The sequence below is a fragment of the Halomonas sp. DP5Y7-2 genome (assembly GCF_019802025.1).
Lineage (GTDB): Bacteria > Pseudomonadota > Gammaproteobacteria > Pseudomonadales > Halomonadaceae > Halomonas > Halomonas litopenaei_A.
In genome coordinates, this window is record NZ_JAHVHY010000004.1 from 61,890 (window position 1) to 83,480 (window position 21,591).

19 protein-coding genes are annotated in these 21,591 nt (G+C 62.1%); 8 read left to right on the forward strand and 11 right to left on the reverse strand.

The annotated features are described in order from the left end of the window. Positions 1–74 precede the first annotated feature (74 nt). The 3 genes from KUW18_RS07030 to KUW18_RS07040 form a co-directional block, all read right to left on the reverse strand. On the reverse strand, positions 75–389 hold the full coding sequence (locus KUW18_RS07030; RefSeq protein ID WP_222162563.1) for a hypothetical protein: 315 nt from the start codon (positions 387–389) through the stop codon (positions 75–77). 122 nt (positions 390–511) lie between these two features. Then, positions 512–1,786, reverse strand: a complete 1,275-nt coding sequence (locus KUW18_RS07035; RefSeq protein WP_222162564.1) for a ribonucleotide-diphosphate reductase subunit beta — start codon at positions 1,784–1,786, stop codon at positions 512–514. 115 nt (positions 1,787–1,901) lie between these two features. After that, positions 1,902–4,805, reverse strand: coding sequence for a ribonucleoside-diphosphate reductase subunit alpha (locus tag KUW18_RS07040; protein ID WP_222561084.1), 2,904 nt, complete (start codon positions 4,803–4,805; stop codon positions 1,902–1,904). A gap of 399 nt (positions 4,806–5,204) precedes the next feature. Between KUW18_RS07040 and KUW18_RS07045 the strand changes: the two genes are divergently transcribed. Further along, positions 5,205–5,918, forward strand: a complete 714-nt coding sequence (locus KUW18_RS07045; RefSeq protein WP_206941680.1) for a winged helix-turn-helix domain-containing protein — start codon at positions 5,205–5,207, stop codon at positions 5,916–5,918. A gap of 4 nt (positions 5,919–5,922) precedes the next feature. After that, positions 5,923–7,527, forward strand: coding sequence for an ATP-binding protein (locus KUW18_RS07050; protein WP_206941679.1), 1,605 nt, complete (start codon positions 5,923–5,925; stop codon positions 7,525–7,527). A gap of 20 nt (positions 7,528–7,547) precedes the next feature. On the opposite strand, the gene KUW18_RS07055 is transcribed toward KUW18_RS07050, so the two are convergent. Further along, positions 7,548–8,462, reverse strand: coding sequence for a LysR family transcriptional regulator (locus KUW18_RS07055; RefSeq protein ID WP_206941678.1), 915 nt, complete (start codon positions 8,460–8,462; stop codon positions 7,548–7,550). Between the two features lie 373 nt (positions 8,463–8,835). Between KUW18_RS07055 and KUW18_RS07060 the strand changes: the two genes are divergently transcribed. Then, complete coding sequence (locus tag KUW18_RS07060) at positions 8,836–9,591, forward strand: C-type lysozyme, inhibitor (RefSeq protein WP_222484459.1); 756 nt, start codon at positions 8,836–8,838, stop codon at positions 9,589–9,591. A gap of 179 nt (positions 9,592–9,770) precedes the next feature. Then, positions 9,771–10,376 carry an FMN-dependent NADH-azoreductase gene (locus KUW18_RS07065; RefSeq protein ID WP_206941675.1) on the forward strand — a complete coding sequence of 202 codons (606 nt, stop codon included), beginning with the start codon at positions 9,771–9,773 and terminating at the stop codon, positions 10,374–10,376. A gap of 135 nt (positions 10,377–10,511) precedes the next feature. On the opposite strand, the gene KUW18_RS07070 is transcribed toward KUW18_RS07065, so the two are convergent. Both KUW18_RS07070 and KUW18_RS07075 read right to left on the reverse strand, forming a co-directional pair. After that, entirely contained in the window at positions 10,512–11,624 is a 1,113-nt protein-coding gene (locus KUW18_RS07070; protein WP_222561085.1) for a metal-dependent hydrolase, read from the reverse strand. 19 nt (positions 11,625–11,643) lie between these two features. Beyond that, complete coding sequence (locus KUW18_RS07075) at positions 11,644–12,204, reverse strand: DNA-3-methyladenine glycosylase I (RefSeq protein WP_222561086.1); 561 nt, start codon at positions 12,202–12,204, stop codon at positions 11,644–11,646. Between the two features lie 228 nt (positions 12,205–12,432). Between KUW18_RS07075 and KUW18_RS07080 the strand changes: the two genes are divergently transcribed. Both KUW18_RS07080 and KUW18_RS07085 read left to right on the forward strand, forming a co-directional pair. After that, positions 12,433–12,885 carry a DUF411 domain-containing protein gene (locus KUW18_RS07080; protein WP_222561087.1) on the forward strand — a complete coding sequence of 151 codons (453 nt, stop codon included), beginning with the start codon at positions 12,433–12,435 and terminating at the stop codon, positions 12,883–12,885. Positions 12,886–12,941: 56 nt separating this feature from the next. Continuing rightward, positions 12,942–13,382: a VOC family protein gene (locus KUW18_RS07085; RefSeq protein ID WP_206941671.1), complete on the forward strand. Its 441-nt coding sequence runs from the start codon at positions 12,942–12,944 to the stop codon at positions 13,380–13,382. Positions 13,383–13,601: 219 nt separating this feature from the next. Here KUW18_RS07085 and KUW18_RS07090 read toward each other — a convergent pair whose 3' ends face one another. From KUW18_RS07090 to KUW18_RS07105, 4 genes are all read right to left on the reverse strand, one after another. Beyond that, the gene (locus KUW18_RS07090; RefSeq protein ID WP_409995824.1) at positions 13,602–14,639 is read right to left on the reverse strand and encodes an SPFH domain-containing protein; all 1,038 of its coding nucleotides are present in this window, start codon (positions 14,637–14,639) and stop codon (positions 13,602–13,604) included. Positions 14,640–14,889: 250 nt separating this feature from the next. After that, positions 14,890–15,354, reverse strand: coding sequence for an NfeD family protein (locus tag KUW18_RS07095; protein WP_222561088.1), 465 nt, complete (start codon positions 15,352–15,354; stop codon positions 14,890–14,892). Between the two features lie 151 nt (positions 15,355–15,505). Next, the gene (locus KUW18_RS07100; RefSeq protein WP_222561089.1) at positions 15,506–16,969 is read right to left on the reverse strand and encodes a DASS family sodium-coupled anion symporter; all 1,464 of its coding nucleotides are present in this window, start codon (positions 16,967–16,969) and stop codon (positions 15,506–15,508) included. Between the two features lie 265 nt (positions 16,970–17,234). Then, positions 17,235–17,639, reverse strand: coding sequence for a DoxX family protein (locus KUW18_RS07105; RefSeq protein WP_206941666.1), 405 nt, complete (start codon positions 17,637–17,639; stop codon positions 17,235–17,237). 154 nt (positions 17,640–17,793) lie between these two features. On the opposite strand from KUW18_RS07105, the gene KUW18_RS07110 reads away from it, so the two are divergent. Continuing rightward, positions 17,794–18,270, forward strand: coding sequence for an META domain-containing protein (locus KUW18_RS07110; RefSeq protein WP_224851964.1), 477 nt, complete (start codon positions 17,794–17,796; stop codon positions 18,268–18,270). 119 nt (positions 18,271–18,389) lie between these two features. Further along, positions 18,390–18,644 carry a helix-hairpin-helix domain-containing protein gene (locus KUW18_RS07115; protein WP_206941664.1) on the forward strand — a complete coding sequence of 85 codons (255 nt, stop codon included), beginning with the start codon at positions 18,390–18,392 and terminating at the stop codon, positions 18,642–18,644. 97 nt (positions 18,645–18,741) lie between these two features. On the opposite strand, the gene KUW18_RS07120 is transcribed toward KUW18_RS07115, so the two are convergent. Further along, positions 18,742–21,588 (reverse strand): valine--tRNA ligase, encoded by a 2,847-nt coding sequence (locus KUW18_RS07120; protein ID WP_206941662.1) that lies wholly within the window; start codon positions 21,586–21,588, stop codon positions 18,742–18,744. Between the last annotated feature and the right edge of the window lie 3 nt (positions 21,589–21,591).

The window sequence follows — 21,591 nt, forward strand, 5'->3', positions numbered from 1 at the left end:
TGGATGAAACGCCATGCGACAGCGCTCCCTCGCGGTGATGACCGTCAGTGAGCGCTGTCACGTCTCTCGAAGCCTTAATGGCTGGTAATGCGATGTCGTGATAGCCGGGTAAAGCGAATCGGTGGCGTGCTGGCCAGCCCCACGCGATCGGTGTCCGGCTGAGCGCGCCAGCCACGATACAGCGCCCAGCGCTTCAAGGCGTCCAGGTTCAGGTGGGGGTGGTGATCATCGTGGGGGTCATACTCAGGGGCGGGGAAGGCATGGGCCAGGTGGTCGTAGCGAGCCAGGGCGCGCTCGCCGCCATGGGCAGCCAGGGCCTGGTCCAGTGCGGTCTGCCAGGCGCGAGTGTCGTGCTGGTGCTGCTGTGGTGTTGCGTTGGACACTGTCATGGTATTGCCCTCTCACTAGGTGGCTAGATCTTGGGGTCTCGCCATCACCCGCTCGCAAGCGGATGCCGTTCACAGCTCAAGATGAAGACGCCCGTGGCATGCGGCCTGGGCGTCCCACGGTGTCAATCCCAGCTCAGTGCGCCGCCGACCTGATACTCGGTGACGCGGGTCTCGAAGAAGTTCTTTTCCTTGCGCAGGTCGATGATCTCGCTCATCCACGGGAAGGGGTTCTGGGCGCCGGGGAACTGCTCTTTCAGGCCAATCTGGGCCAGGCGGCGGTTGCAGATGAAGTGCAGGTACTCTTCCATGATGGCCGCGTTCATGCCCAGCACCCCTCGAGGCATGGTGTCACGCGCGTAGCTGATCTCGAGCTCGGTGCCCTCGAGGATCATCTGCGTGACCTCATCCTGAAACTCGGGTGTCCACAGATGCGGGTTTTCGATCTTGATCTGGTTGATCATGTCGACGCCGAAGTTCAGGTGCATCGACTCGTCACGCAGGATGTACTGAAACTGCTCGGCCACGCCGGTCATCTTGTTGCGACGACCCATGGACAGGATCTGGCTGAAGCCGCAGTAGAAGAAGATCCCTTCGGTGACGCAGTAGAAGGCGATCAGGTTGCGCAGCAGTTCCTGATCGGTCTCTACGGTGCCGGTGTGGAAGTCCGGGCGCGCCAGGGACTGGGTATGTTTCAGGCTCCAGGCGGACTTGGAGGCCACGGAAGGCACTTCGCGATACATGTTGAAGACTTCGCCTTCGTCCATGCCAAGCGACTCCACGCAGTACTGGTAGGCGTGGGTGTGGATCGCTTCCTCAAAAGCCTGGCGCAGCAGGTACTGGCGGCATTCCGGGTTGGTGATCAGGCGATACAGGGCCAGCACCAGATTGTTGGCGACCAGGGAGTCGGCGGTGGAGAAGTAGCCCAGCGAACGTTCGACAATACGGCGCTCGTCGGCGGTCAAGCCGTCGTTGCTCTTCCATAGCGCGATGTCCGCGTTCATGTTCACTTCCTGGGGCATCCAGTGGTTGGCGCTGCCGTCCAGGTACTTCTGCCAGGCCCACTCGTACTTGAACGGCACCAGCTGATTGAGGTCGGCGCGGGCGTTGATCATCTGCTTGTCATCGACCTGGATACGCGCCGCGCCCATCTCGAGCTCTTCGAGACCTGCCGCCACGTCGAGCTCCTCAAGGGCCTGGCGTGCGCGGGCCAGGCGATTCTGATCGGCGACGCCATAGTGGCCAGTGCTTTCGCGCACCGCCTCTTTCGCCTCGACCGCTGGTTCGGTGACCGGGGCCGTTGCCGGCTGTGGTGCCTTTTGCGGTTCCGGTACCTTTTGCGGTTCCGGAACTTCGGCGGTGGCGGTGTCGTCCTCGTGAAACTCGTCCCAGTTCAGCATTGTGGCTCTCTCCCGATCGTCTGATCGGCCGACGCGCAGGGCGTCGGCAGGGGTGTCAGGTCGCCTCGGCCTGGCCTGCGGGGCTTGCCCACAGGACCGAGCGTGGTGGTCCGGATTACTGGCAGGCCTCGCAGCCTAGTTCATCGATATCGCCGGCGGAGGGAGGACGTTGGCCGCCCTTGCCCTTGAGGAAATCATCGATGCCCCGGGGCTCTCCCTCGACCGCGGTGTCGACACTGGGCGAGGAAGCCGCGGTGGGCGCATCAGCGGAAGCGCCGTTGGCGACGGCATTCAACTTGCCGCGGTTGACCGTGGATTTCTCCACCGAGGTGGCGCCCAGCGCCCGCAGGTAGTAGGTGGTCTTGAGTCCTCGAAACCAGGCCATGCGATAGGTCACGTCCAGTTTCTTGCCGGATACCCCTTGGATGTAGAGGTTCAGCGACTGGGCCTGATCGATCCATTTCTGACGTCGCGCGGCCGCCTCGACCAGCCACTTTGGCTCGACTTCGAAGGCAGTGGCGTACTTGGCCTTGAGGTCGTCCGGGATACGATCGATAGGCTGGACGCTGCCGTCGTAGTACTTGAGGTCGTTGATCATCACCTCGTCCCACAGGCCGCGCTGCTTGAGGTCGCTGACCATGTAGGCGTTGACCACGGTGAATTCGCCGGACAGGTTCGATTTGACGAACAGGTTCTGGTAAGTCGGCTCGATGGACTGGGTGACGCCGCAGATGTTCGAGATGGTGGCGGTGGGGGCGATGGCCATGACGTTGGAGTTGCGCATGCCCTGCTGCTGCACCTTGCTGCGCAGGCGTTCCCAGTCCTGGGTCTGGCTGGTGTCGACCTCAATGAAGCGCTCGCCTCGCTCGGCCTTGAGCCTGTCGATCGAGTCGATCGGCAGAATCCCCTGACTCCACAGCGACCCCTCGAAGCTGGCATAGCGCCCGCGCTCGGCAGCCAGGTCACTGGACGCTTCGATGGCGTGATAGCTGATCAGCTCCATGGAGCGATCAGCAAAGGTGATTGCCTGCTCGCTGGCGTAGGCGATGCCCTGGGCATACAGCGCATCCTGGAAGCCCATCAGGCCAAGGCCCACGGGACGGTGCTTGAGGTTTGACTGTCGCGCCTGGGGCACCGCGTAGTAGTTGATGTCGATAACGTTGTCGAGCATGCGCACGGCGGTACGCACGGTCTTACTCAGCTTGCTGGCCTCCAGCTGGCCGTCGACGATGTGATTGGCCAGGTTGATCGACCCCAGATTGCACACCGCAATTTCGTCAGCGGAGGTATTGAGGGTGATCTCGGTACATAGGTTGGAGCTGTGCACAACGCCAGCATGGCTCTGCGGGCTGCGGAGATTGCAGGCATCCTTGAAGGTGATCCAGGGATGGCCGGTCTCGAACAGCATCGACAGCATCTTGCGCCACAGGTCCTTGGCCTTGACCCGCTTGTACAGGGTGATCTGACCGTTGCGGGTCATTTCCTCGTACTCGGTGTAGCGCTTCTCGAAGGCAATGCCGTACAGGTCATGCAGGTCCGGGCAACTGGACGGCGAGAACAGGGTCCACTGCTCGTCGTCGAACACCCGCTTCATGAACAGGTCCGGCACCCAGTTGGCGGTATTCATGTCGTGGGTGCGACGCCGGTCGTCGCCGGTGTTCTTGCGCAGTTCGAGAAACTCCTCGACATCCAGATGCCAGGTCTCCAGGTAGGCGCAGACTGCGCCCTTGCGCTTGCCGCCCTGATTGACCGCCACGGCGGTGTCGTTGACGACCTTGAGAAACGGCACTACTCCCTGGGACTTGCCGTTGGTGCCCTTGATGTAGGAGCCCAGGGCGCGCACAGGAGTCCAGTCATTGCCGAGACCACCGGCCCACTTGGACAGCATGGCGTTGTCACGGATAGCGCCGTAGATGCTCTCGAGGTCGTCGGACACGGTGGTCAGGTAGCAGCTGGAGAGTTGGCTGCGCACGGTGCCTGCATTGAACAGGGTGGGTGTCGACGCCATGTAGTCAAAGCTCGACAGCAGCTCGTAGAACTCAATGGCGCGGGCCTCACGCTCAGTTTCCTTCAATGCCAGGCCCATGGCGACACGCATGAACATCACCTGGGGCAGCTCGTAGCGCACATTGTCACGATGCAGGAAGTAGCGATCGTAGAGGGTCTGCAGGCCGAGGTAGGTGAACTGATTGTCGCGGCGGTGATCCAGGGCTTCGCCGAGACGCTCCAGATCGAAGTTGGCAAGCTCCGGGTCGAGCTGTTCGAACTCGATCCCGCGCTCGACATAGCGCACGAAGGCCGGCGTGTAGAGCCTGGCCATGTCACCGTAGGTGGCGTCTTCTGCCACCTCGAGGAACGACAGTGCCTCGCGGCGCAGGTTGTCCTGCAGCAGGCGAGCAGTGACGTAGGTGTAGTTGGGGTCTTTCTCGACCAGGGTGCGGGCGGTCATCATCAGCGCTTGCGACACGCCGTCGATGGTCACGCCGTCGTAAAGGTTCTTCAGGGAGTCTTGAACAATCTTGTTCGGGTCGACGTTCTCGAGCCCTTCGCAGGCGTCGAAGACCAGGGTTTCTATGCGTCCCAGGTCGAGGGGGCGGCGGCTGCCGTCGGCGGCGGTAACGTTGAGCGTGGGGTGAGGCTTGGCGATGCCGCTGTCCTGGCGGGCTCGGGCATGCTCTTCACGATAGAGCACGTAAGCGCGGGCGACCTTTTGCTCGCCACTGCGCATCAGCACTAGCTCGACCTGATCCTGAATATCCTCGATATGTACGGTGCCTCCATCCGCCAGGCGCCGGGCGAAGGTGTGTTCGATGGCCTCTGCGGAGTGCTTGACGAAGTCGCGTACCCGACTCGAGGTGGCGGCGTTGTCTCCCTCGACGGCGATGAAGGCCTTGCTGATGGCCACCGCGATCTTGCCGGCATCGAAGGGCACCACATCACCGGTGCGCTTGATCACGCGCAATGTGTTGGGCGCAGTGACAGAGACAGACGGTCGATCCGGGCTTGCGATGGTTTCCATGGCGCCGAGGCTCCCTGTAAGGCGAGAAGAGTCGTGGAAAAGGGCGTGAGAAGGCGTCGTTCCGTGCTGATTGACAGCCTTCGGTGGACTTGCTAAAGGCACACTATGTAGTGCCTTGGCGGGCCACGAACACAAGATAGTGTGCATTTTTGCCTTCATCAAGTGGGTAATGTCACGCCGGTCGCAGCGCTTGGGAGAGGGGCATCCCGGGGCGTCCAGCCAGGCCAGTGTTGGTGCCGCTGGCAGGCGTAAGGCAGCGTCAGGACGGGACCGAAGAGAGGGCAGGCGACGGCGAAAATTTCGGGTATCCTTGTGTTATCGCGTGTGACATTGCTTAGTATCAGTCGTCTGTCCGGCATGCTTCATGCCCGGTACTCGCCACAAGGAATGAGAAACCCTATGGAAGATCGCTCAGAGCAACGAGAACAGGATCACGTACTCATCATCGAGGATGATGAGCGTCTCGCTGGTCTGACACGGGACTACCTGGAAGCCAACGGCTTTCGCGTGAGCCTGGAAGAGGACGGCGGTAAGGGAGTCGATCGCATCCTGTCGCTGCAGCCGGATCTGGTGATCCTTGACCTGATGCTGCCGGGGGAAGATGGCCTGTCCATCTGTCGCCGTGTACGCAGCGACTACTCAGGCCCGATCCTGATGCTCACCGCTCGCACGGATGACATGGATCAGGTGCTGGGACTCGAGATGGGCGCCGACGACTACGTGCCCAAGCCGGTGCAGCCGCGTGTGCTGCTGGCACGCATGCGCGCGTTGCTGCGCCGACTCGACGGCGCAGAGGCCGGGGGCGAAAGCCGGCTGTCGTTCCAGGATCTGGACATCGACAATGCGACCCGGGAAGCCTGGTTGAAGGGTGAGCGTATCGACCTGACCAGTGCAGAATTCGATCTGCTTTGGCTGTTGGCGAGCCATGCCGGACGCGTGTTGACCCGGGAAGAGATCTTTTCTCAGCTTCGCGGTATTCGCTACGACGGACAGGATCGGTCTATCGATGTGCGGGTATCGCGGATCCGCCCCAAGATCGGTGATGACCCCCACCATCCGCATCGCATCAAGACCGTCAGAAGCAAGGGCTATCTGTTTGTGAAGGATAGCTGAGCGCATGCGTCGCGCCCTTGCCGACAGTACCTTCCTGCGGGTCTACGTCATGCTGGCGGCGACTCTGGTGCTGGCGCTTGGCGTGGCGATGTCGGGCATGACGTTGATCGACAAGATCCGTATCGAGCACTATCGCGAGACGCTGGCTGAGGCTCCGATGAATCTGATGGCGACGATGATCGATCGTTTGCCTCGATCGGAGCGTCGCCAGTGGATGGAAGAGCGCTCCGAGGCGCTCGATATATCGATGTCGATCGTGTCCCTTTCGTCCTTGTCGCCGAGCTACTTTACTCGCCTGCGGTTACAGCGCGGCGGCGTATTGGTGGATCGCGACAGTCCCCATGACTGGCGCTTCTGGCGGTTGATGCCGGGAGGCGGGGCGGTGCTGCAGGTGGCGCTGTCAGGGCTGTCGGAACGCCAGCTGCGGGGCCTGACCCAGCTCAGCGGTGAGTGGTTGGCGAGTCTCCCGGCCAAGGATCGTCAGTCCAGCCTCGATGGTTTGAGCTCAGGGGATCTGGCGGTGTCGATCAGTCAGTCGCCGCCGACCATGCTGGATGAGCGTCACCTGTCGCGCCTGGCCGGGGGCGAAGTGATGATGCAGCTGCTGCCCGAGCACTGGTCGGTGGTGCTGTTCATGCAGGTCTCGCCACCGGGAGAGGCGCCGTTCTGGCTGACCGTCGGCCCCATGGCAAGTTACGAGGCGCTGCCGCCTGCGCTGCTGGCTTCCATGCTGGTCTTGCTGATGGGCGCTCTGGCCATCGTCATCTACTTGATCGTACGCGGCATCGAGGCGCGCATGGCGCGTCTGGAAATGGCTGCGACACGACTCGCCAGTGGTCGTCTCGATACCCGAGTTAAGGTCGAGAGTGGCGACTTCCTTGGACGTGTCGGCATGGCCTTCAACGGTATGGCGTCCCAGGTGCAATCGCTGCTACGCGCCCAGCAGGACATGATTCGTGCGGTGTCGCATGAGCTCAGGACGCCGGTGGCGCGGATACGCTTTGCGGTGCAGATGGTCGAGGACATGTCCGAGGACGCCCTGGTCCGGCGCCAGCTGCAGGGGGTCGATAGTGATATCGATGAGCTTGATGATCTGATCGACGAGATTCTGACCTACGCTCGTCTGGACAGCGAGACCATCCACGGGGTGGATGCCACACCGGAACCGGTGGAGCTGCGCGATACCTGCGAGCGAGTGATCGATGCCTTGATGCCGTTGCACGGCAATCTCGACGTGCAGCTGGCGGCGGGACCGGAAGTGGAGATACACGCGGACTTGCGCTATCTGCAGCGTGCCATCCAGAACCTGGTGGCCAACGCCTGTCGCCATGCCCGCTCCCGCGTCAAGGTCAGCCTGTACGATGAAAGCCGTCTGGTGCGTGTCGACGTGGAAGATGACGGCGAGGGGGTCCCCCCCGAGGCCCGCCAGGATATCTTCAAGCCCTTTGCGCGTCTCGACGATAGCCGCACCCGCCGTTCGGGGGGATATGGCCTGGGTCTGTCCATCGTGCAGAAGGTCATGGCCTGGCACGGGGGCAGTGTCACCGTCGATGAAAGCCCGACCCTGCAGGGCGCCCGCTTTACCCTGATCATTCCCCGGCGTTTCTGACCCTTGAACGTCGCGCTGCGTCAGGCAGGCTTGATACCTTCGAGCACCGCGAACGAGGTTTCACGAGCCGTGCGCAGAAAGTCCACCATCCAGGGGGCCTCCCTGGTGTCTTCACGAATTGCCGCAAAGAGCGTGCTCCAGACGCCGGTCTCGCCCAGCGTCACGGCCTTCACATAGTCCCGCTCCAGATACTCTGTCATGGCCCAGTTAGGCAGTGAGCAGACCCCACGGCCGCTGGCGACCAGCTGCATCATCATGATGGTCAGCTCGGCGGTGCGTACCTCACGCGGCGTGACTCCCGCTGGGTCAAGGAACTGCGTGAAGATATCCAGGCGCGAGCGCTCTACCGGATAGGTGATCAGCACCTGGTCGGCGAGATCTGCCGGGGTGACGTGGCTGTTGCCTGCCAGGGCGTGCTGACGAGCGACGGCCAGCAGGCCTTCGTAGCGGAACAGCGGCTCGTAGTGCACCCCCGGGAGAGGTTGGGGGTCGGCGGTGATGACCAGGTCGAGCTGTTCCCGGGCCAGCGCGGGCAAGGGATCGAAATGATGTCCCCCGGGGATGTCGATCTCGACCTCGGGCCAATGGTCGCGGAAATGGTCCACGGTGGGCATCAGCCACTGGAAGCAGCTGTGGCACTCGATGGCCATGTGCAGGCGGCCGTGCTCGTTGCCGGCCAGTCTCGCCAGGTCCCGCTCCGCCATGCGCACCTGGGGCAGAATCTGCTCAGCCAGCCCGAGCAGACGAAGCCCCGCGCGGGTGAACTCGACCGGTCGCGTCTTGCGCAGGAACAGCGGACTCCCCAGTCGCTCCTCCAGGTCCTTGAGCTGATGAGAAAGGGCCGATTGTGTCAGGTGCACTCGCTCGGCGGCTTCCACCAGAGAACCAGCGTCGCGCAGGGCGATCAATGTACGCAGATGACGGAGTTCAAGCATTATCGTGAGCTTTGTTCATAATAAAGATTAAGAAGTTTAGTTTGACTCACCCTTGCGGGGCTAGTCCAAATCTGTGGAATCGCTCATGTTCCGTGAGATAGAGCATGAGTCTGGTTCATTCTGATGGCGTGATAAAAGGCGCGGTTCGGGGTCTTGACGGGGCATTCAGGACTGACGCTTAGCGGCGGAACGTGGATAGCTCTCTGCCTGCGTCGATCACAGACCGTGGCGAGGGCTTGGGTGACAACACCTTGCTTACATAGCGTGCTGAATCGGGAGGGATTGTCCGGGGAAAATGGGTCACGATGGGCCAGGCGGTGGTATCGTGTGGCGTCAAAGGACCGTTTTGCCGCTGTTATCGAAGGAGCTTTCCATGCGCCGATCCGTTATCGCTTCGACTCTTTTAACCGCCGCGCTGGCCGGCCTGGCGGGATGTGCCTCCCAGTCAGGTCAGGACGCCGGATCGGATCAGGCTCCCGCGGTGGAGAGGCGCGGATCCTTCACTGACGCTCCTGTCGAGCAGCAGGCACCGCTATTGCCATCGGCGTACTTCGTTGGCGACGGCACCACCTTTGTGGGCTGGCACTGCACACCACGCCAGGATGTGGTCACCGCCACTCAGGGAGACTCCCTGCGGCTCTGGACGACCCATGGCGCCGAGCAGCTGCCCCAGGCGGTAGTGGACCAGGGCGAGCGCTATCAGCAGGGCGAGCTCAGTGCCCACGTGATCGGTGATCGTGCGGTGATCAAGAGCGGCCGTGGACGGCTGCAGTGTGAGGCGACTGCCCGGCGCGATTCGCTTCGGCGCACGGATAAACCGGGTGTCATGTTCTATGCCCGTGGCAATGAGCCCGGGTGGCATCTTTCCTTGGCCAACGACGTGCCGCGCATCGACATGTCGCTGGACTACGGCGAGCGTGAGGCGAGCCTGCCGTATCGGGTCACCACGCTGGATAATGAGGCGGGCCGAGTAATCTTGCAGAGTGGGCGTGCGGACGCGCCCTTCGAGCTGCGGATTGAGTCCGGTGCCTGTTTCGACGACATGGCCGGCACGCCCTGGCCTGCTCAGGTGACGCTGACGGTCAATGGCCAGCAGTTGCAGGGATGTGGCCAGGGCATCGCGCCCTGAACCAGTCGTTACCCGGCGTCGAGGACGATGTCAGGAGCGCCCGACAGGGCGCTCCTGTCGTGATGTAGCAGGCGTTTTCTTTCGTTTTTATAGAAAGATAGGCCCGTATTTTTTTCGCTTTTCGTCAACTTTTTAGGCGGTAAACTGATCGGCAGATACCTCTTCTTAGGGAGTTTGCCATGACCCGCGTATTGCTAGTGACGTCTTCGATTCTGGGTGAGCATGGTCAGTCCAACGACCTGGCCCGACAGTTTGAGCGCCAGGTGCGTCAGCGCAGCGACATTCAGCTGACACACCGCGATGTCGTTGCCGACGATCTGCCGCACTTGACCCTGCCAGAGCTGTCCAGTTGGCAGGTGGCACCAGAGGAGCGCAGCGAGCAGCAGCGTGAGCTGGCATTGCGCTCCGACGAGCGGCTCGACGAACTGCTGGCCCATGACGTGGTGGTGCTTGCGGTGCCAATGTACAACCTGGGCATGCCGTCCCAGCTGAAGGCCTGGTTTGACCGCATCTTGCGCGCCGGCAAGAGCTTCAAGTACACGGAAAATGGTCCGGTGGGCTTGATCGAAGGCAAGCGTGCGATACTGCTAGGAGCCCGTGGCGGGCAGTATGCAGGCAGTGAGCTGGACACCCAGACGCCGCATATTCGTCACCTGTTGGGGCTGATCGGCATCAGCGAGTTCGAGGCGGTCTATGCCGAGGGCCTGAACATGGGCGATGAGATCAAGGAAGCCGCGCTCACCCAGGCCCACGCAGAGATCGCGACGCTGGTCGAGGCGCTGTAACGCCGGCCGATGCCAGGCCGGCTGGCAATAACCCGCCAGGCTGCCTGGCAACATCCCTCTAGCTACACCCCTCCAGCCATTCCCCCAGGCTAGAGGCCATGCCGCGACGGATGCTTTCGTCGCGGCATTGTTGCGTCATTGCCCTGAGTGATGGACCGCACAGACACCCGTATCGGTCGCCAGGTGCCAACGTGGTGCCACGTAGTCACCCATACAAAGTCTGGGCTGTGGCGAGATGATGCGTGCCAGTAAACGCCCGAGAGGACGCTGCTGAGCAGACATCGGCAACTGCCGGCTGGGCGACAGGGCGACCCAGCGATCCCCCTGCCATCGGGCGAGCGCAAAGCGAAAAGGGTGAAATCCGGGAAAGCCTAGACGCAAGTCAGTGGCGATCAGCAGGGTGTCACCCTCGGTGGTCAGCCTCTCGTAGCGGAGAAAGGGCCCGGCAAACCATTCCAGGCGTTGGCCGCTGGCCAGAGATGTGGCGGCTTTCTCCAGGGCTGCACCGCGCTGGAACAGCTCTACCTGAGGCTGGGTGTCACCATCCAGCAGGCCGATCAGCATCTCGGCATGACGATCACCTTTGATGGCCGTTACTCGCCATAGCAGGGTCGAGAACGGTGCCGGCTGGACCAGCACCTGCGCCGAGGCCATGTCGATTCGCTCCAGCGCGGCTTGTGCTCGCAGCTCCACCCAGCTCTTGGCGCCCATCGCAGCCAGCAGATACAGGCTCGAGATGATCAGCCCCGCGCTGGCGGCACGCTGGAGTGCAGAGCGCGTGGTGCTCGGCCACAGGGCCACGCCTAGCGCACCCAGCAGTACCAGGGTGTACACGGGATCAATGATGAACACTAGCGGCGTGGCGCTGGGTGACACCACCTCAAGCGGCCACCATAGCTGGGTGCCATAGGTCGTCAGCGAATCCAGCAAGGGGTGGGTGACGAGACAGAGCCAGAAGAACAGCCACCAGCGCAACGCGGGTATCGTCGCGGTGACCGCCCATCGCTTGCCAAGCCGCGTGGCGGCAAAAGCGAGCGCCAGTGACACAGCGGTAAGCACAAACAGCGAGTGGCTGAAGCCGCGATGATAGGTGACGTTGGCGACCGCGTCGCCATAGTCGATCAGCACATCCAGGTCCGGCAGGCTGCCGACCACGGCACCGGCCAACAGCGATTTTCGCCCGAGTTGACGTCCTAGTGTCGCGCCGCCGAGGGCTGCGCCCAGTGCCGCTTGTGTCAGTGAATCCACTATCTCTTCCTGGCGCCGCTTAGCCGGGCGGGTTGGTGTCGGGGGCGGTTTGCGTCCATGCCGGGGAGGCGGCCAAGACCTGCTGCTGCACCGGGCACTGATCATGATGGGCCCCAGGGAGATAGCCGGTACTCATCAGAAATTCCTTGACGATCTCGGGGCCGGTAAAGCGGAAGTGTCGCCTGAAGAGTTTGACCCACTGTGCGTGGGGAAGAGGGTGATGGGCATTCAGCCAGGCCTCGAAACCGCCGTGAGACGCGCGTAGTTGCTGGATCACCTGGGCGTTGTGAATCACCGCGTCGATCTTCTGCCGATGTCGGATGATGCCCGCATCATTGAGCAGTCGCGCCCGCTCCTCATCGCCATAGGCGGCCACCCGGTCAACCTCGAAGTGGTCGAAGGCATGGCGGAAGGCGTCGCGTTTCTTCAGTACCGTCAGCCAGGAGAGCCCAGCCTGGTTGATCTCCAGCATTAGTCGTTCGAACAAGTCGGCCTCGCTGGTGATGGGGAACCCGTATTCCGTATCGTGGTAGGGCCCATGCAGGGGGTGCCCCGGTGCCACGTTGCAGTACTCACTCATTCGCTGGATTCCTCGGTAAGCGGCCACCGTAAAAGAGTTCGCCTTAAAGGAGGCGATGTAAAGGGGCTCGGTATATGCCGTCTTCTCCTGTCGTTCTGGCCGGCATCGTCTTGATGGAGGTGTGGTGGGCCTGTGCCTCATGGCTGAGTTCTGGCATTTCCCTTCTGACGCCCTTCTGCGATGCTGTGTCGACTCACAGACGTTACGTTGTTCAGGAGATCATACGCGATGGCTCACTCTTTGCGCGCCTTGGGCGCGGCGTTGCTCGGCGTTGTCAGTCCGCTGGTCATGGCGGCTGGAATCGATATGCACAAGGATCCCCACTGCGGCTGCTGTAGCGCCTGGGCCGACCATGTCAGAGCGGCGGGGTTTGAGGTGTCGGTGCTCGAAGAAGCCGACATGGGGGCCGTGAAACGCGAGCTTGGCGTTCCCTGGGCACTGGCATCCTGCCATACCGCTGTGCTGACCACGGACGCCGGCAAACGGTACCTGTTCGAAGGGCACGTACCTGCCGAACAGCTCGCTTGGCTTCAGCAAGCGTCGCCTGACATCGATGGGTTGGCGGTTCCCGGTATGCCCCATGGATCCCCTGGCATGGAAACCGGACGGGTGGATGACTATGCCGTGCTGAGCTTTACAGCGGGGGAGGATCGCGCCAAGGTAGTGGCCCGCTATCCGTAACGGCAGTGGTGTCTGCGCTGCCGGGAGGAAGAGCCCCTGACTTGGAGATACAGGCCATGCAATTTCTACACACCATGGTGCGTGTCAGCGACCTCGACGCGTCGCTGCATTTCTACTGCGACCTGCTGGGCCTCAAAGAGGTTCGGCGCAAGGAGAACGACAAGGGGCGCTTTACCCTGGTCTTTCTGGCGGCGCCAGAAGATGAGTCGCGCTCCAGCGAGCTGCAGGCACCTGAGCTTGAGCTGACCTGGAACTGGGATCCGGAGGAGTATCAGGGCGGACGGAATTTTGGCCACCTGGCCTACCGTGTCGATGATATCTATGGGCTTTGCCAGAAGCTCCAGGACAACGGTGTGACCATCAACCGTCCTCCCCGTGACGGTCATATGGCCTTTGTGCGAAGCCCCGATGGTATTTCGGTGGAACTGCTGCAAAAAGGCGATGCCCTTGCGCCCCAGGAGCCGTGGGCATCCATGGAGAACACGGGGAGCTGGTAGGGGCAAAGCGTGGCGGCAGGGCGTGCCAACTGCGCTGCCGTCTGTTTTCGGGCGTGCTTCCCATGGACAGACCCTGCTGTCTGCGCAGCGCTCATCCTTGCCGCCAACCCTGCCGCCAACCCTGCCGCGTGGCGGTAGGGTTGGCGTTGTTCAGCGGTTGCTGTCGGCAAGGGCTGTCGGCAAGGGCTGTCGGCAAGGGCTGTCAGCGAGGGAAAGGCATCAGCCTTGGGCGCTGGCCGCGCCGGTCAGTCCGCCGGCAGATGCTGCCCGGCGCGCGATGTCGCCCAGTGCCTCGTCGGTGGCGTTGAGGTCACGGAAGGCCCCCATGGCGCCTAGCAGGGCCGAGCTTTCGTAGGGAACGAAGACCCGCTCACCCTGCTTGGCCATCTCTGGCAGCATGGCGATGTAAGACTGACCCAGCAGATAGCCGATGACGGCCTTGGAGCTTTTTTCGCCCTCGCCCATGGCATTCAGTACCAGCTCGATCGAGCGACTTTCCCCCTGGGCACGAAGAATGGCGGACTCCTTGTCGCCCTGGGCATTGAGGATGGCGGATTCCTTCTGGCCCTGAGCCTTGGCAATCGCCGCTGCCTTGTCGCCTTCGGCCTCGGTCACGGTGGCCCGGCGGCGACGCTCGGCTGACATCTGCAGATGCATGGCCTCCTTCACTTCCGCTGGCATCTCGATGTCCTGCACCTCTATACGGTTGATCGCCACCCCCCACTTGGAGGCCGGTTCTTCCATCTGTTCCTTGATCTTGGCGTTGACCTCGGCACGGGACTCGAAGATCTTGTCCAGCTCCATCTGGCCTACCACGGAACGCAAGGTGGTCTTGGCCAGCACCTCGACCGCCTGACTCATGTTCTCGATCTTGTAGACCGCATTGGCGGGATCGATGATCTGGAAGTAGATGGCGCCATCGATACGTACCGTCACGTTATCGGTTGTCACCACCGGCTGGGACGGAAAGTCCATGACCGATTCGCGCAGATCGATGCGGGTTTCCTGACTCAGTACCGGGGTGAATTCCTGGCCCTGACGAATGTAGCGCACCATCTTCATGGGCCTGGGCTTGTCGAAGAAGGGAATGATGAAATTCACCCCTTTCTGCAACGTGCGGTTGTAAGCCCCGAGGCGTTCGATCACGATCACTTCGGACTCCTGCACGATCACCAGTCCCTTGATCAGCATGATCAGAGCAATGACGACCACCACGATGGCCAGCAACAGGCCTGGGCTAACGACATTCAACAACATGCAAACACCTCCTTGGTAGCAAGGGCATCATCCGTCAAGCCGGCCTGGCTGCCCGTCGGGAGCGGCGATGTGCCGCCGTGGGAATCCGTGCTCGTTGGTTGCACGGGATAGGGAAGCGGATAGGGAAGCGGATAGGGAAATGGATAGGGAAGCGTATAGTTAAGCGCTAGAGCTGGCGCCAGGGCATGCGATAGAAGGAGACGACAGCGCTGACCGGATGCGTGAACAGGAGTCACGGCAAGCGGATCTCTCAGGAGCCTTCTCCGGCTGGGCGCACGATGGCCTGAGTACCTTCAAACCGTAACAGGATGACCTCGTCACCCGGACGCAGGGCAGGGGCCTCGGCATCGGTTTGTGCCAAACAGGCACGAAACAGGTCTCCGTCCAGCTTGATGCAAGGAGCGTCGTCAAAATCCCGGCTGACCAGCACGAAGCGCTCACCCTGGCGAGTGTCGCCACCGGCCACGCCAAACGTTGGGTGGGGGCCGTAGCGACGCTTGCGCAGGCGCCAGATAGCCAGGGGAACGAGCACACCGCAGGCCACCGCAAAGGCGATCAGCTGCATGATGATGTCGCCACCCGACCAGGCGACCAGGGATCCCACGATCAATGCCGCCGCCAAGGCAAGCAATACGTAGGAGCCACTGAGCAGCTCGAGGATCAGGGCCGCGAGCCCTGCGAGCAGCCACCATAGCGCGGGGGAGAGGAAATCCATGGCCAACCTCCAGACGATACAGAAACGACATCCTGTCGCTGTCGATTCTGCGCCGGGAAGGGACGTCAGGCAAGCCAACCGACAGGCCAGACGACAACGCCACCGCAAGGCGGTGGCGTCTCGAGCTGGGGTGACGGATCGCAAGATGGGCTTACCAGTAGCCGAGCACCTTCCACCACAGGCTGCCGACCCCGACCCAGATGGTGAGGTTGACGATGCTCATGATGAAGCCGGCCTTCCACCAGGTGCCGAGTTCCACATAGCCTGAGCCGAAGATGATCGGCGCGGTGCCGGTGGCGTAGTGGGTCAGCGACATCATCAAGGATGATGCGCCGGCCAGCAGCAGGGCGATGTAAAGGGTAGGGATGCCGAGCGCCATGCCGGCAGCCAGGAAGGCGGCGTACATGGCGGTGATATGGGCGGTGGTACTGGCAAAGAAGTAGTGGGCATAGAAGTACACAGCGGTCAGCGCCAGCGCCATGCCGAACCAGCCCATCTGGAGGCTACCGATACCTTCTTCGATGACGCCAGAGAACCATCCAATCAGTCCCAGCTTGCCCAGAAAGCTTGCCATCATGACCAGAGCGGCGAACCACACGATGGTGTCCCAGGCGGATTTTTCGCCAAGGATGTCATCCCAGGTCAGCACGTCCGTTACCAGCAGGATAGACAGACCGAGCAGCGCCACGGTGGTCGAGTTGACCTTAAACTCGGGGCCAAACAGCATGGCCGGGATGCCTGCCCAAAGCGTCAGCAGCAGACCGAACACACCAATCATGATTTTCTCGGCGCGAGTCAGGGCGCCCATGTCATCCAGCTGCTTGCGGGCGAAGGAGGTAGCGTCGGGAGTACGCTTGAGCTCCGGGGGATACAGTACGTAGAGCACCGCTGGCATCAGGGCGATGGCGACCAGGCCTGGAAGGAGTGCCGCCAGTGCCCATTGGGTCCAGGTGATCGAGAGGGCGGAGCCCGTGGCCTTGGCGATCAGGTCGACGATCAAGGGGTTGGGGGCAGTGGCGGTGATGAACATGGCCGAGGTGATCGGGTTGGCGTGATAGTTCACCAGCGCCAGATACTCACCGATCTTCTTGCTGGTACCGGCGTCAGGTGACGAGCCGAAGCTGTCAGCAATGGAACGCATGATCGGGTGCATGATGCCCCCGCCCCGTGCCGTGTTGCTGGGGGTAATCGGCGCGATGGTCAGCTCGGCCAGGGAAAGAGCGTAGCCGATGCCTAGGGTGCGCTTGCCGAAGGCGGCGATAAAAGCGTAGCCAATGCGGTTGCCAAGCCCTGTCTTGGCCAGCCCCCGCGAGATCATGATGGCCAGGCCGATCAGCCAGATCAGCGGGTTGGAAAACCCCGACAGGGCATCCGCTACCGCGGCCTTGGAGTTGTCCGGATTGGTGACGCCGGTCAGAGCCACCAGGGTGATGGCGATGATGGCCAGGGCGCCGATGCGCATGGTCTTGCCAATGATGGCAGCGATGGTGGCGACAAAGATCGCCAGCAGGTGCCAGGCTTCGGGGGTGACGCCGTCTGGAATAGGGACGGCAAACCAGATCGCCAGGCCCAGGGCAATGGCGACCAGGGCGGGGATGGGCTTGAACGCGAGCATGATGGGCTCCGTGTGTCGGCTAGGGCAAAACGTCTTCTCTCGCGAGAGAGCAAACCTGAACGTGTCCTGCTTATTTACGCACAGTTAAGCCAAGGGCTAGATGACACTCATCAAGGAGACGTTCGACGTTAGTTGAACTCGGCCCGGACGTGCTGGTGCTGGACGGGCGACGGCAACAGGACACCGCCTGGGAGGTGGGCGGTGTCGGGGAACGCGGGATGGCGAGGATGTGGCGTTGCTTGACAGCGAGAAGGCGCTGTAGCGCTCAGTCGGGCTTGAGCGCGGTGCGGCCGCTACCGAGGAACATCATGGCCAAGGCGCCAAACAGGAACATGCCCTGCAGCTCCAGGGCCCAGCCGCCGCTGCTGGCCAGACTGAACAATTCGCCCATATGAGCCAGGTAGATGGCCACGACCATGTTGCCTGCGATCAAAAGGCCCGCGATGCGGGTGTTCCAGCCCAGAATCGCCATCAACGGAGCGACGACCTCGCCCAGCAGAACGCCGTAGGCCAGCACCGTCGGTAATCCATGGGAGGCCAGAGTGTCGCCGATCCAGGAAAGGCTGCCGGGATTGATCAGTTTGTTGATGCCGTGGAGCAGGATCATGATGCCCAGCGCCAGGCGCAGGATCAGCTTTCCCAGGTCGTCGTTGTCGAGGGCTTTGAGCATGGTGAGGTCCTTTTCACGATGGGCTTGAGTGGCCATGACAGAACACCGTGCCGATAGCGCAGTGCCCAAGAGATTTGGACAAAACCGGGCGAGATGGCGCGGTTTTCTGGCATATTAGGCGGCATCCTGATGATAAAGCTGCAAGGAAGATAGCATGGTTCTGCTACGAATGGTTCTGCCACGACTTCGTCGTATCACCGCTCTCAGCGTTTGCGCCCTGGCCCTGGGAGCCTGTTCCAGTCAGCCTTCGTCCACTGTCGACGGCGGCGGCACCGCAGCACCAGGCAGCGTATCCAGCCCGGTGGTCGGCAAGCGCTGGAACTTGCTGCTGGTCGGTACCAGTGATCGGCTCAGCATGCCCAACAAGCCCTATTTTGAAGTCGCCCGTGACGGCAGCGTCAGCGGCAGTGACGGCTGCAATCGATTTACCGGTAGCGTGCGCTTTGGCGACAGTCAGCGGATCGACTTCAGCGAGCTGACGGCTACCCGCATGGCCTGTGCCAACCCCCAGGGGGCCCAGCAGGTTCGCGATATGCTCGACAACGCCTACCGCTATCTGATCGACCATGACCGCCTGGTGTTCTTTGGCCCCAACTCGCTGGTGCTGGGTGGGTTCCGCGACGCCAGCTGATGCATGAGGGGGCAAGACGCCGCGCCTGTGCGTCAGTGGCATGTGGCAGCCGGCCACTAGTGCGCAACGACTATGCTGATGGTGTCGACGGGGAAGCCGACAACACACGGAGAGACAGCATGGCATTCACTGACCAGGAACGGGCGGCGCTGCTTGAGCTACGCGGGGTAGGACCGAGCGTCGTGCAGCGTTTCGAGGAGATCGGCATCGACTCTTTCGAGGCGTTGGCCGAGTACGAGATGCCAGACATCGTTGAACAGGTGGCGTCGATGCTTGGCAGTACCTGTTGGAAGAACAGCCCCCAGGCCAGGACGGCGGTGGCGTCGGCCGTGGAGTTGGCACGACGCTCGCTGGCCAGTCAGGCTGCCGGCTGAGCGCTGGCCCCAACACATCGACCCCGCCAGTGCGAGGGGCGGGGTCGATGTCAGGCCGATGGGCGGGTGTTGCTTACGGCGCTTGGGCGGGCGCTTATTAAAGCGCGGCGATTTTCTCGCGCTGCTCGACCAGCACACGACGAGCGGCCTGATACTCCTCGAGTTTGCCGCGCTCCTTGTCGATGACCGCCGCCGGCGCCTTGGCCACGAAGCCTTCGTTGGCGAGTTTCTTCTCGACGCCCATGATCAGCTTGTCCTGTTTGTCGATCTCTTTGCCCAGACGTGCCAGTTCGGCGTCCTTGTCGATCAGGTCAGCCATCGGCACCAGCACTTCCATCTCACCCACCAGCTGAGTGGCGGACAGCGGGGCTTGGCTTGCGTCCTCCAGCCATTCGATGGACGCGAGCTTGGCCAGCTTCGACAGGAACAGACGGTTGTCGGACAAGCGTGTACGATCGGCCTCGCTGCCCTTGGTCAGTACCGCATCAAGCGGTTTGCCTGGGGCGATGTTCATCTCGGCGCGAATGTTACGTACCGCCACGATCACGCCCTTCAGCCATTCGATATCGCGAATGGCGTCCTGGTCGATCAGGGCGTCGTCGGCCAGCGGCCAGGCCTTGGCCATCAGCGAATCGTTGTCGCCCTCGAGAGTGCCGGCCAACGGCGCCACGCGCTGCCAGATCTCCTCGGAGATGTACGGCATCATGGGATGCGCCAGACGCAGGATGGACTCCAGCACCCGCACCAGGGTGCGGCGAGTGCCACGCTTGGCGGCTTCGCTGGCACTTTCGTCCCACAGCACCGGCTTGGAGAGCTCGACGTACCAGTCGCAGTACTCGTTCCAGACGAAGTCGTAGAGCGCCTGCGACGCATGGTCAAAGCGAAACTCTTCCATCGCCCGGGTCACCTGGGTGATGGTCTGGGTCAGGCGGGCCTCGATCCAGCGGTCGGCCAGGGACAGTTCGACGTCTTCCCCATGGCGGCCACAGTCTTCGCCTTCGGTATTCATCAACACGTAGCGTGAGGCGTTCCACAACTTGTTGCAGAAGTTGCGATAACCGTCCAGACGCCCCATGTCGAACTTGATATCACGACCGGTGGTGGCCTGGGACAGGAAGGTGTAGCGCAAGGCATCGGTGCCATGGGCTTCAATGCCATCGGGGAATTCCGAGCGGGTCGCCTTGGCGATGGCCTTGGCCTTCTGCGGTTGCATCATGTTGCCGGTGCGCTTTTCCACCAGCGCTTCCAGATCGATGCCGTCGATCAGGTCGATCGGGTCGAGCACATTGCCCTTGGACTTGGACATCTTCTGGCCCTGGCCATCACGCACCAGACCATGGACATAGACCGTCTTGAACGGCACTTCGTCAGTGAACTTGAGGGTCAGCATGATCATCCGCGCGACCCAGAAGAAGATGATGTCGAAGCCGGTCACCAGCACGCTGCTGGGATGGAAGGTCTTGAGCTCGTCGGTCTGTTCGGGCCAGCCGAGGGTGCCGAAGGTCCACAAGCCGGAGCTGAACCAGGTGTCGAGCACGTCCTCGTCCTGGGTCAGGGCGACGTCGCTTGCGATGCCATGCTTGTCGCGGGCCTCGGCCTCGGTGCGCGCTACATAGACGTTGCCTTCGTCGTCGTACCAGGCGGGAATGCGGTGGCCCCACCACAGCTGGCGTGAAATGCACCAGTCCTGCAGGTCGCGCATCCACGAGAAGTACATGTTCTCGTAGTTCTTGGGCACGAACTGGATGTCGCCGTTCTCGACCGCCTCGATGGCGGGCTTGGCCAGGGTCTCCACCGCCACGAACCATTGATCGGTCAACAGCGGTTCGATCACGTCACCGGAACGATCGCCGTAGGGCAGGGTATTGTTGACGGTTTCGGTCTTCTCCAGCAGGCCCTGGGCGTCCATGTCGGCCACCACCGCCTTGCGTGCGGCGAAGCGGTCGAGTCCGGCGTAGGCCGCGGGCAGCGCGGTGTCGATATCGCCAAGGGGGCGGCCCTGAATATCAAAGGCTTCGGCAGACTCGAGAATATGGGCGGTCTTGGAGAAGACGTTGATCAGCGGCAGGCCAGCACGCTTGCCGACCTCATAGTCATTGAAGTCGTGGGCCGGGGTGATCTTGACGCAGCCAGAGCCCTTGTCCATGTCGGCATGTTCATCGGCGACGATGGGAATGCGGCGACCGACCAGCGGCAGTTCGACAAACTTGCCGACCAGCGAGGCGTAGCGCTCATCCTTTGGATTGACGGCGACGGCGCTATCGCCGAGCAGCGTCTCGGGACGAGTGGTGGCGACCACCAGGTGGTCAAGGCCCGCATCGGTGGTGACGCCATCGGCCAGAGGGTAACGGAAGTGCCAGAACTGGCCCTGCTGGTCGCGGTTCTCTACCTCAAGGTCCGAGATCGCGGTGTTCAGGGTCGGGTCCCAGTTGACCAGGCGCTTGCCACGGTAGACCAGGTCCTCTTCGTAGAGGCGCACGAAGACTTCCTGTACGGCCTTGTAGAAGCCGTCGTCCATGGTGAAGCGCTCGCGGCTCCAGTCGAGGCTGGCGCCCATGCGGCGGAGCTGACGAGTGATATGCCCGCCGGATTCGTGTTTCCACTCCCACACCTTGTCGATGAAGGCGTCGCGGCCCAGGTCATGGCGGGTCTTGCCTTCCTCTGCGGCGATCTTGCGCTCTACCAGCATCTGCGTGGCGATGCCTGCATGGTCGGTACCCACCTGCCACAGGGTGTTGCGGCCCTGCATCCGCCGCCAGCGGATCAGGGTATCCATGATGGTGTCCTGGAAAGCGTGGCCCATGTGCAGGCTGCCGGTCACGTTGGGCGGCGGAATCATGATGGCGAAGGGGTCACCCTCGCCCGACGGGGTAAAACGGCCGTCTTCTTCCCAGCGTTGGTACCAGCGGGTTTCGATGCTTTCGGGTTGGTAGGTCTTTTCCATGGA

What these genes read in the sequence shown, in the direction of transcription:
- KUW18_RS07030 (WP_222162563.1), bottom strand. Translation starts at nt 389, where the DNA reads ATGACAGTGTCCAACGCAACACCACAGCAGCACCAGCACGACACTCGC.
- KUW18_RS07035 (WP_222162564.1), bottom strand. Translation starts at nt 1,786, where the DNA reads ATGCTGAACTGGGACGAGTTTCACGAGGACGACACCGCCACCGCCGAA.
- KUW18_RS07040 (WP_222561084.1), bottom strand. Translation starts at nt 4,805, where the DNA reads ATGGAAACCATCGCAAGCCCGGATCGACCGTCTGTCTCTGTCACTGCG.
- KUW18_RS07045 (WP_206941680.1), top strand. Translation starts at nt 5,205, where the DNA reads ATGGAAGATCGCTCAGAGCAACGAGAACAGGATCACGTACTCATCATC.
- KUW18_RS07050 (WP_206941679.1), top strand. Translation starts at nt 5,923, where the DNA reads ATGCGTCGCGCCCTTGCCGACAGTACCTTCCTGCGGGTCTACGTCATG.
- KUW18_RS07055 (WP_206941678.1), bottom strand. Translation starts at nt 8,462, where the DNA reads ATGCTTGAACTCCGTCATCTGCGTACATTGATCGCCCTGCGCGACGCT.
- KUW18_RS07060 (WP_222484459.1), top strand. Translation starts at nt 8,836, where the DNA reads ATGCGCCGATCCGTTATCGCTTCGACTCTTTTAACCGCCGCGCTGGCC.
- KUW18_RS07065 (WP_206941675.1), top strand. Translation starts at nt 9,771, where the DNA reads ATGACCCGCGTATTGCTAGTGACGTCTTCGATTCTGGGTGAGCATGGT.
- KUW18_RS07075 (WP_222561086.1), bottom strand. Translation starts at nt 12,204, where the DNA reads ATGAGTGAGTACTGCAACGTGGCACCGGGGCACCCCCTGCATGGGCCC.
- KUW18_RS07080 (WP_222561087.1), top strand. Translation starts at nt 12,433, where the DNA reads ATGGCTCACTCTTTGCGCGCCTTGGGCGCGGCGTTGCTCGGCGTTGTC.
- KUW18_RS07085 (WP_206941671.1), top strand. Translation starts at nt 12,942, where the DNA reads ATGCAATTTCTACACACCATGGTGCGTGTCAGCGACCTCGACGCGTCG.
- KUW18_RS07090 (WP_409995824.1), bottom strand. Translation starts at nt 14,639, where the DNA reads ATGTTGTTGAATGTCGTTAGCCCAGGCCTGTTGCTGGCCATCGTGGTG.
- KUW18_RS07095 (WP_222561088.1), bottom strand. Translation starts at nt 15,354, where the DNA reads ATGGATTTCCTCTCCCCCGCGCTATGGTGGCTGCTCGCAGGGCTCGCG.
- KUW18_RS07100 (WP_222561089.1), bottom strand. Translation starts at nt 16,969, where the DNA reads ATGCTCGCGTTCAAGCCCATCCCCGCCCTGGTCGCCATTGCCCTGGGC.
- KUW18_RS07105 (WP_206941666.1), bottom strand. Translation starts at nt 17,639, where the DNA reads ATGCTCAAAGCCCTCGACAACGACGACCTGGGAAAGCTGATCCTGCGC.
- KUW18_RS07110 (WP_224851964.1), top strand. Translation starts at nt 17,794, where the DNA reads ATGGTTCTGCTACGAATGGTTCTGCCACGACTTCGTCGTATCACCGCT.
- KUW18_RS07115 (WP_206941664.1), top strand. Translation starts at nt 18,390, where the DNA reads ATGGCATTCACTGACCAGGAACGGGCGGCGCTGCTTGAGCTACGCGGG.
- KUW18_RS07120 (WP_206941662.1), bottom strand. Translation starts at nt 21,588, where the DNA reads ATGGAAAAGACCTACCAACCCGAAAGCATCGAAACCCGCTGGTACCAA.